The 8,155-nt window shown below is 46.4% G+C and carries 6 protein-coding genes; 2 read left to right on the forward strand and 4 right to left on the reverse strand.

The window, feature by feature from the left end; genetic code table 11:
* Nucleotides 1-75: 75 nt before the first annotated feature.
* Nucleotides 76-1,506, reverse strand: coding sequence for a CCA tRNA nucleotidyltransferase (locus tag QVP94_RS00480; protein ID WP_005854484.1), 1,431 nt, complete (start codon nucleotides 1,504-1,506; stop codon nucleotides 76-78).
* 88 nt (nucleotides 1,507-1,594) lie between these two features.
* Between QVP94_RS00480 and QVP94_RS00485 the strand changes: the two genes are divergently transcribed.
* A complete protein-coding gene (locus QVP94_RS00485) occupies nucleotides 1,595-2,419 on the forward strand; it encodes a hypothetical protein (RefSeq protein WP_130882370.1) in 825 nt (274 codons plus the stop codon).
* A 108-nt stretch (nucleotides 2,420-2,527) separates the two neighbouring features.
* Here the strand turns inward: QVP94_RS00485 and QVP94_RS00490 are convergent, their stop codons facing one another.
* The 3 genes from QVP94_RS00490 to QVP94_RS00500 form a co-directional block, all read right to left on the reverse strand.
* Nucleotides 2,528-5,182, reverse strand: a complete 2,655-nt coding sequence (locus tag QVP94_RS00490; RefSeq protein ID WP_022191734.1) for a DUF6383 domain-containing protein — start codon at nucleotides 5,180-5,182, stop codon at nucleotides 2,528-2,530.
* Nucleotides 5,183-5,448: 266 nt separating this feature from the next.
* Nucleotides 5,449-5,778 (reverse strand): hypothetical protein, encoded by a 330-nt coding sequence (locus QVP94_RS00495; protein ID WP_009018116.1) that lies wholly within the window; start codon nucleotides 5,776-5,778, stop codon nucleotides 5,449-5,451.
* 493 nt (nucleotides 5,779-6,271) lie between these two features.
* Nucleotides 6,272-7,117, reverse strand: a complete 846-nt coding sequence (locus QVP94_RS00500; protein WP_005854480.1) for a mechanosensitive ion channel family protein — start codon at nucleotides 7,115-7,117, stop codon at nucleotides 6,272-6,274.
* Nucleotides 7,118-7,275: 158 nt separating this feature from the next.
* On the opposite strand from QVP94_RS00500, the gene QVP94_RS00505 reads away from it, so the two are divergent.
* Entirely contained in the window at nucleotides 7,276-8,097 is an 822-nt protein-coding gene (locus tag QVP94_RS00505) for a tetratricopeptide repeat protein (protein WP_009018115.1), read from the forward strand.
* Nucleotides 8,098-8,155: the final 58 nt, after the last annotated feature.

The following is an 8,155-nucleotide window of genomic DNA, read 5'->3' on the forward strand; positions in this document are numbered from 1 at the left end:
CTCTAGGAAGTACCGCAGTACTTCGTACAGGGGACTGGGCCAACTGTACGGCTGGGCCTTGTGACTATACCCGGATCACAGAATCGGCTTCAGCCCCATCTTCTCCGCACGTTGTATTAGGAACTGCCGGGCCGCCTCATACTCGTTCGGGATCACGCCGTCGAGGATGGCGTTCTTGATCGCCTCTTTCAGCACGCCGACAGGCTTGGAGGGAGCCAAGCCAAACGTCTCCATGATCTCCTCGCCGGATACCGGAGGCTGGAAGTTACGGACACGGTCTTTTTCCTCTATATCGGCCAGCTTCTCACGCACCTTTCGGAAATTGTTCAAGAAACGGCGAACCTTCTCCGGGTTCTTGCTCGTGATATCGGCCTCGCACAGTTTCATCAAATCGTCGATATCATCTCCCGCATCGAACAGCAGACGGCGGATCGCCGAATCCGTCACCTCATCGTCCGACAAGGCGATCGGACGCATATGCAGGCTTACCATCTTCTGCACGTACTTCATCTTCTCGTTCATCGGGAGTTTCATCTTCCTAAAAATACCGGGGATCATCCGCTCGCCGATAAAATTATGATTATGGAACGTCCATCCCAAGCGAGGGTCGAAACGCTTCGTGGCAGGCTTGGCGATATCGTGGAAGAGGGCGCTCCAACGCAGCCATAGATTATCAGAAGTCTTGCTCAAACGATCCAGCACCATCAAGGTATGGGCGAAATTATCCTTATGCCCGATCCCCTCCTTGGTCTCCACGCCTTTCAAGGCGCAAAGCTCGGGGAAAATCAATGGCAACAGTCCGCATTTATCCAGCAAGTCGAAACCGATAGAGGGCTTTGGCGAGAGGACGATCTTGTTCAACTCGTCCACGATACGCTCCTTGGAGATGATGGAGATACGCTCCCGGTTGCGGATGATGGCGTCGAAGGTATCGGGATCGATAAAGAAACCTAATTGAGTGGCGAAACGAACCGCGCGCATCATCCGGAGCGGATCATCGCTGAAAGTAACATCCGGGTCTAAAGGCGTACGGATCGTAAGCTCGTCCATATCCTCCAACCCGCCGAAGGGATCGACCAATTCTCCGTAACGCTCCTTGTTCAGGCAAAGGGCCAAGGCGTTGATCGTGAAATCGCGGCGGTTCTGGTCATCCTCCAAGGTGCCGTCTTCCACGACAGGCTTACGGCTGTCATGGCTGTAGGATTCTTTCCTTGCCCCCACGAATTCCAGCTCCAGATCGCCGGCTTTCACCTGCGCCGTCCCGAAATTCTTGAAGACGGAAAGATAAGCGCCACGCCCGATCTTCTTGGCCACTCGTTTGGCCAACTCGATACCGCTGCCTACCGCTACCACGTCTATATCCTTGGATGGGCGGTTCAAGAAAATATCCCGCACATATCCGCCTATTACATATACCTCAACACCTAGCTCTTCCGCCGCCTCCGATATCAAATGGAAAGGCTTCGCGGATATATGATTTACTATCTCTTCCTCGTTTATATACATATTTATGTATTCCAAATCCAATAAAGAGCGCAAAGATAATCAAATTTCATGTACTTTTGCGGTATCAAATACATTGAACGAGAAAGATATGAAAAAGTTAGCGATCTGTATAACGCTCATTGCCGTCATTTTAACGGGCTGTAACGGAGACGAGAAAGCGGCTCAGGCCCGTTTGGACAAGGCCCGGGCCATGTACGAGAATAACGAGTTTTTCGGGGCGAAGAACGAGATAGACAGTATCCGGGCGCTCTATCCCAAGGAAGTAAAGGTACTGAAGCAAGGATTAACGCTTATGCGCCAAGTAGAAGTAAAGGAGGCGGAGCGCAACATCGCTTTCTGCGACAGCTTACTCCCTATCAAGCTGGAGGAAGTAGAGGGATTGAAGAAAGGCTTCGCTTTCGAGAAGGATTCCGTTTACGAGGAAATCGGCAATTATATCTGGAAACAGCAGACGATCGAGCGCAACGTGCAACGTTGTTACGTACGTTGCGGCGTGAACGAGGAGGGCGAGATGTATCTGGCCAGCGTATATTACGGCGGACGCCCCATCGAGCATACGGGAATCAAGCTGAGCCTGAAAGACGGCCAATTCGCCGAGACCGCTTCCATCCCGTACGACGGCGGACTGAATTACCGCTTCAAGGATATGGGAAGCACCACGGAGGTAGTGACCTACAAGGGGGAGCACTGCGTCGATGCCGTCAAGTTCATCTACGATAACGAGAAAGAGCGGATCAAGGTGGAATACACGGGAGGCAAGCCTTACATTATATATATGGCGGACGCCGACAAGAAAGCGATCGTCAACACCTTCAACCTCGCCACCGTATTAAGCGATATCAAGAGCATGAACACCTTGAAAGAGAAATCAGAGAAGAAAATCGCTTATCTAAAGAATAAACTGGAGGAGTAGAATCCCTCCATACAAATGGCCTACCTATAAACAAAGCACCGGGACCCCTACCATACAGTAGGAATCCCGGTGTTAGTATACAAACTGATATCCACTATCAGTTATTCATCATTTAACGACTACCTTCTGAGCGGTCTCGCCATCAACGGAAACTACCACGATACCTTTCGATGCCGGCATCACGAAGTTATCTGAAGAAGCGATAGCGGAAGCGGTGGTCTGACCTAAGATGTTAGACAATGTAACCATCTTGCCTGCCGCGTTCAAGACCGTAACGCTAGCCTCGCCAGCGATTACCGTGAAGCTGGCAACCTCTTCCAATTGTTCGTTGGAAACCGGAGTCGGAGCATTCTCGATCGTGAATGGAACGCCAACATTAGACATTACCACAACATTGTTTACCACACCTACATAAGGAGTCTTCAACTCGCCCGCGGCCACGGTGCGATTCAGCTCTTTCTGGTTCTCCAATAAGTAACCACCATCCTGAGTTGTCTTGAAGGCGAACAAAGCGTTGTTATCCAAAGACGGAACGATATTCGCTTTATCGCTGAAGCCTACACGGTAGTAAGTAGCGCCATTGCTAACGAATGTCTCGTTAGAATCCCGCAAGGATACCATATAGTAGCGAGGAGAAACAGCTTTGGTAGTTGTCTCCGGCGTATAGATCGATGTCGTGATGAAATACAACGGTTTACCAGCGATCACGGTATCGGCTTCTTGAACCCACAAAGAGAAGTTGTCAGTCTCATAAGTTGACTTCAAGATATCTTGGCCTTCGTTCTTCACTTCGGCGAAGAAATTCAGCGGATTCATCGTCAAGAACTTACCATTCGTACCGAAACGCTTGTGAGAATTGTCGATAGAAGCGTACTCTGGAGCCTCTACAGCGACAAAGTCGAAGTAGTTAACCTTATCGGAAAGGATCAGGTTCGCCGTATTCACGTTCATAAAGACATATTGGGTGGTTGCGCCTACAGTGGTAGCCATCTGGTATTTACCACCGGTCGTAGCCGTATTGAATACGAATTCCAACGGAGCGGTATAATCAGATAATTTCAACGGCCCGCCATTCTCGCAGGCAACCAAATCATTGCTGAAACGTTCTTTCAACATATAAGTCGCATGATACAAGGTATCACCTAAAGCACGGGCACCTAAACCATCCGTTACATTCTGTACGGAATCTTGGCTAACCACGATACGAAGAGCGGCTGCGTTCGCTGCGTCACCGGATTTAATCATCAATACGGAATCAGAAGTAAACGCATACAGATCGTCTACACCCGGAGTACCGGAGATCAAGTTCAATACATAACCATTATCGGCGAGTTCCTCCGCAGAGAAGTGACGAGTACCCAAGAATTTATCCTTTAAATCCACATTCGCTTGATATTCCACCGTAATAGAATCGGTGCTACCCCCAAATGTATAGGTATTGGCCATACCTTGAACGGCGAAGATCTCCTCGTTAGAAATAATAGTCGTATTCGTATTACGGTCTACAACCGAATACATTCCGTTGTTTTCCTTGATATACCATTGTCCCTTCGGTTGATAAATAGAAGGTTTGAAACCTGCCGCAGTTACCAATTTATCGGAAGCGGCACTCTTATCGTAAGCGACAGCGTATTGTCCGCCCTTATCGCCCTTGCTCGCGCTCTTCAAGAAGTATACGCCTGTACCTGTAGCGATCGTAGAAGGAGTTCCCTTCGTTACGGTAATAACAGGAGCGGCTCCTTGAGCAGGTTGAGTAGAACCCGACTGCAAGTCAGATACGGTCAAGGCTTTCGTCTCGATCACGCTGGCATATACGACACGAACGTTCGGAACGGAGGTCATCGGACTTGCGTTCACGGTCGGAGCGGCAGCGGCATACATAGCCAAAGCGTCGTTCTTCAAGTTGATCGTGAAATAGAATTTCTGGAAATCAGCGTTACCCAGTGTATGCAAGCCACTAGCGTCATAGGTGGAGTCAGCCGTAAACTTAGCCCCATATACACCGGTAGCACCGGCTATCACATTCTTCAATGTATCGACACCTAAGTATTTTGCTTTACCATCACTAAATACTTGGTCACCTTGGATCTGCAAGGTCACATATTTAGCGTTCGCAATAGCGCCTGTAGCGGGAGCCGCCGTATTCTTCGCTATCAAGTTCTTACCCTCGAAGATATTTCCTTGATAATTTCCTCCAAACGTCAATTGAAAGACTTGGAAACCATCCCCCAGCTCACTTGCGCTCAAATACATAGCGTCGCTAGGAGCCTCTACGGTAAATTTCGTAGAAGAGGCAGAAGAACCTAAACTCAAGTCTGTCCCAACTACATCCAACGCCAAGATTTGATTGTTTCCGTAATAAGCCTGAATAGCGCTACCACCGGCAGCGTCAGAGAATGTCCACTGATTCACGCCCGATGTGATAACAGGCTTTGCCGTAGATGAAGCCGCAAACGACAAAACGGCCTGTGTCTTCTTGTTCTTGAATTGATACACAGGACCAGCAGGAGTCGTACCCGCATTCGTGATTTGCCACAAGGCAGAATCAATAGCGGCTTTGGTAGCGTCTGACGCCAAAGTTTTAACAATTACTGAGTCGGCTTTCTCACCACTTAAAGACAAAACGGAAGAACCTGTCTTTAAATAATAATAGTTACCGGCTTTCCACTGAGCCTCCGGAACGGTCGTACTCGACTGAGCATTAGCCGAGAATACGCCCGCAACCATCAGGGCCGCAGCAATAAGAGTACATTTTTTGTCCATAATCAAATAGATTTTATTTATTAATCACAGTCTAAACAGGGGTTGTTTAGAAAAGGTTTTGAGGGCGTATGAGATTAACAATCGATTTAGCGTCTTATAACAAAAATCGTCCTATTCTCACGAACAGGACGACTATACTACTAAAAATGTAAACAGTGTATTTATATAGTAATATCATGAAACTATATATTTTGGAGAAAAACCGCTCCACCTTCACAGGCAAAACGGCTGGAAATCTAATCTACTCAATAAATATCTTCACAGGCTTACTCGAAATAAGCATGTTCTTTTACGACATGACCTCTGTCATCGAAATAAACCTTATATATCTTACCATTTCTGGAAAGTAATACTACCTTATACTTCACAAACGTGCTATTGTTTGACACCTCAACTGATTTCACCATACATCCCTCATAGGAAGTATTTACCGCATCACGCAATACTTGGGGCATATCAGTTACCTCGATCGGATAAAATTTATCCTGTGCCACTGTTTCCTTAGCGCTACCGGCCATCCCGGCTTGCGCTTCTACATCAGGGGCAATAAATAAGCCACATAAAGCAACAATAGCCCCGTAAACAATCTTTTTCATACCTTAAAAACCTAAATACCTAAACCTTTTTTCTCTTACATCATAAATTCGCAGTATAGGGTGCAATCTCCGTGCCAAAACTCACCCTAAAAAACGACAAGAGAATAACAAGTTGTAAATCCGACAATTAACCAAAAGCGAAGAATCAATCATTCGGTTGCCAAAGTGTGGAACAAACCGTGGAATGTGGAGAATTTCCCCACGAGAGTGTGGAATCTCTACACACTACTATAAAAAAACGAGGCCCACCCTTAATCTATATAAGGATGAGCCTTAAATCATTCTACTTAAATATAATCAAATAAAAATACTAAAGTAATAAAATAAAGTTCCGTAATATCATATACACTCTGTGTCTAATCTCTAATTTGCGATTCACAAAGATAAATCTTTTTGTTCAACCATCTATAAAATAACCGCTCATCTAACGAAACTCAAAGATTTTTGAACAAAAAGATTCCTTTTAAGGACAAGTCATAGATTATCACGAACTTCAATCCTTCGCTTGGTGTACGGTTAGTTGCGGGAATGGGAAACCGATACCTACCTCATTGAAGGTCGCGTAGATATTCTTGTTAATATCGAAATACACGCCCCAATAGTCTGAACTATTTACCCAAACACGTACCACCACGTTTACGCTGCTGTCCGCCAAGGCTGTCAAGGCGATAAACGGAGCGGCCGGCTCGGACAAGATGCGGGAATCCTTCGCTAATACAGACTCTATCACTTGCTTTACTTTCTCATAATCGCTGCCGTATTCCACGCCAAAGGTCCAGTCTACACGGCGAGTCGTCTGGTTACTGAAATTAGTCACAACGCCACTGCTCAAAGAGCCGTTCGGTATATAAATGACCTTATTATCAACCGTACCTAATACGGTATGGAACATCTGGACCTCTTTCACGGTACCGCCAACGCCCTGCGCCTCAATATAATCACCCACCTTATAAGGCTTGAAAAGAAGGATGATCAATCCACCGGCAAAGTTTGACAGGTTACCGCTCAATGCCATACCGACAGCGACACCGGCGGAAGCCAACAAGGCGGCAAACGATGTAGTTTGAACGCCTAACGCCCCTACGACTGAAATAATCAATAAAATGGTTAAACTGACATTCACCAAACTACCCACAAAAGTCTTGACAGAAGGATCGATATCCCGTTTGCTCAATATCTTCCGAACCAGTTTATTTAGTAAGTTTATAACCAATCGTCCCACCAAAAAGACAATAAGGGCTTTAATAATCGTAAAACCCAATTGGGAGCCATGCTCAACCAAGGATCTGATAGCTTCCTCTAATTTAGAACTCGCTTCTACAGCTGCTAATAATACCATATCTCTTCTATTTTAGTTAATCTATTAATTATATAACAATCTGATCTTCCAAAAATATTATGAAATGTAGCAAAGGTATAAAGTTTTTTTAATCTGGTAAAACCATGAAATAATTACGTAGCTTTGCATCAATCAAATAACACGTTAAATACGACAGCATGAAAATCCTTGCGATACTCGCCGCCCTTTTCCTTTCAATAGGCTATGGCCACGCTCAGACATACGAGAAGTTTGTCGAGAAAAGTTTTGACTTCTTGGACAAGAACGACTTAGTCTCCGCCGAAGAGAGCCTACGAGCCGCCATGCACCTCGAACCGGGAAACCCCAACAACTACGCCTTGCTTATGAATCTCGGGACGATACAGCGCAGGCAAGGGAAACTGGAAGATGCCCTTCTCTCCTATACCGCCGCCCTAAGCCGCCATCCGAATAATGAGGCCATACTGGAAAATCGTGCCGGCTTATATACGGAAATGGGTGAGATCGAAAAAGCGACGAACGATTACAATGCCCTGTTAATCTTGAACCCCCATCATCAAGAGGCGTTATATTGCAGGGCGATGCTTCATTTGCAACATAAGAACTATCTGTTGGCCGAGCAGGATTTCGATAAGATACTGGAAGTAAACGAGAAATCCGTGAAAGGACGTCTGGGACACGCGATTCTCGAGAAGCTACGGGGGAATTACGATGAGAGCGAACGCATCTTTAATTACTTGATCAACGAGATGCCCCGCGAATGGATCTTATACGAGGGCCGTGCCGATCTATACTTCATGATGGGCAAGAACGCCCGGGCTATGGCCGATATCAATCGCATTTTCGTGGAAAGTACCCCGACAGCCGCTTTATATGTATTGCGAGGCAAAGTAAAACTCGCCCAATATGAGAAGGCATCGGCCGCCTTAGACTTCAAGAAAGCTGAGGATATGGGATATGATAAAACGACTATCGACGAGTTGATGAAGATGGCTCGTTAAGGCTGTTTTTATACGTATAGTGGCATCGGCTCACGCGAGTAGTGGTATTGGCCTACGC

This window comes from Parabacteroides sp. CAG:2 (genome assembly GCF_000436315.1).
Classification (GTDB): Bacteria; Bacteroidota; Bacteroidia; order Bacteroidales; family Tannerellaceae; genus Parabacteroides; species Parabacteroides distasonis.